Source organism: Streptomyces sp. NPDC054847 (genome assembly GCF_053610925.1).
Genome location: NZ_JBSGZJ010000706.1, coordinates 1 through 2,126, shown reverse-complemented (window position 1 = coordinate 2,126; position 2,126 = coordinate 1). Strand labels below are relative to the sequence as shown.

Below are 2,126 nucleotides of genomic sequence, written 5' to 3'. Positions count from 1 at the left end.
GCCGAGGACGAGGCGGAGCCCGAGGAGGCGGAAGCGGCCGAGGCCGAGGAGCAGGACGAGTACGAGGACCGCCCGTCGCGCCGCCGCCGTCGTGGTGGCCGACGCCGTCGCCGTGGCGAGGCCCCCGACGCGGACGACTCCGCGGAGGAGCGGGCCGAGGACGCGGACGCCGAGGCGGAGGAAGCCCAGGAAGAGGGCGACGAGGAGGACGAGACCGACACGGAGACTCCTTCCGCCGCCGGTACGAGCAGCAGCCGTCGCCGCCGCCGTCGTCGCCGTCGCAGCGGTGACGGTGCCGCGGAGGCCGAAGCGGTCACCGACGACCCGGAGCGCACGGTCGTCAAGGTCCGCGAGCCCCGCAAGAAGGAGGAGCCGAGCGACGAGGTCCAGTCCATCAAGGGCTCGACGCGTCTCGAGGCGAAGAAGCAGCGCCGCCGTGAGGGCCGTGAGCAGGGCCGTCGCCGGGTGCCGATCATCACCGAGGCGGAGTTCCTGGCCCGCCGCGAGGCCGTCGAGCGGGTGATGGTCGTCCGCCAGAGCGGCGAGCGCACCCAGATCGGCGTCCTCGAGGACAACGTGCTCGTCGAGCACTACGTCAACAAGGAGCAGGCCACCAGCTACGTCGGCAACGTCTACCTGGGCAAGGTCCAGAACGTGCTGCCGTCCATGGAGGCCGCCTTCGTCGACATCGGCAAGGGCCGCAACGCGGTCCTGTACGCCGGCGAGGTGAACTTCGAGTCCCTCGGCATGTCGGGCGGCCCCCGCCGTATCGAGGCCGCCCTCAAGTCCGGCCAGTCGGTCCTCGTCCAGGTGACCAAGGACCCGATCGGCCACAAGGGCGCCCGGCTCACCAGCCAGGTGTCCCTGCCGGGCCGTTACCTGGTCTACGTGCCCGAGGGCTCGATGACCGGCATCAGCCGCAAGCTGCCCGACACCGAGCGCGCGCGTCTGAAGACGATCCTCAAGAAGATCGTCCCCGAGGACGCGGGTGTGATCGTGCGCACCGCCGCCGAGGGCGCGAGCGAGGACGAGCTGCGCCGTGACGTCGAGCGTCTCCAGGCGCAGTGGGAGGACATCCAGAAGAAGGCGAAGAGCGGCAACGCGCCGACGCTGCTCTACGGCGAGCCGGACATGACCGTCCGGGTCGTCCGCGACATCTTCAACGAGGACTTCTCCAAGGTCGTCGTCAGCGGCGACGAGGCATGGGACACCATCCACGGCTACGTCTCGCACGTGGCGCCGGACCTGGTGGACCGGCTGCAGCGCTGGACCAGCGAGACCGACGTCTTCGCCGTCCACCGGATCGACGAGCAGCTCATGAAGGCGCTGGACCGCAAGGTCTGGTTGCCGAGCGGCGGCTCGCTGGTGATCGACAAGACCGAGGCCATGATCGTGGTCGACGTCAACACCGGGAAGTTCACCGGTCAGGGCGGCAACCTCGAGGAGACCGTCACCAGGAACAACCTGGAGGCGGCCGAGGAGATCGTGCGCCAGCTGCGGCTGCGCGACCTGGGCGGCATCGTCGTCGTCGACTTCATCGACATGGTGCTCGAGTCCAACCGCGACCTGGTCATGCGGCGGCTCCTGGAGTGCCTGGGCCGTGACAGGACCAAGCACCAGGTGGCCGAGGTGACGTCGCTGGGCCTGGTCCAGATGACCCGTAAGCGGGTCGGCCAGGGCCTGCTCGAGTCGTTCTCCGAGACCTGTGTCCACTGCAACGGCCGCGGCGTGATCGTGCACATGGAGCAGCCGACGTCCGTGGGCGGCGGCGGTGGCGGAAAGCGCTCGAAGAAGCGCGGCCGTGGTGCCGCGCAGGAGATCGAGGGTCGTCCGGAAGCGGTCGAGACCGAGGCCGAGCTCGAGACGGAGGCGGAGGTCGCCGCCGAGACCGCGGCACCCGTGGCGCTCGCGGAGCCCGAGTTCGTCCCGGACGAGGAGCTGTACAGCAGCGCGGCGGAGGCCGAAGCGGCGGCGACGCGCGGCCGTGGCCGTCGTCGTGCGACCCGCAAGGTGTCGGCCCCGGCCGGCGCGCCGAGGGCGGCCGAGCCTGTGGCGGAGCCCGTGTCCGAGCCGGAGGCCCCGGCGGCGCCCGCCGCCGCGGAGCCCGCGCCGGCCGTGGCGCCGGT

Annotated in this window: 1 protein-coding gene; it reads left to right on the top strand. The window is 71.4% G+C overall.

From position 1 onward, the window contains the following. Positions 1-2,126, top strand: a 2,126-nt coding sequence (locus tag ACWGH4_RS34465; RefSeq protein WP_453467774.1) for an Rne/Rng family ribonuclease, incomplete at both ends; no start/stop codon positions are given.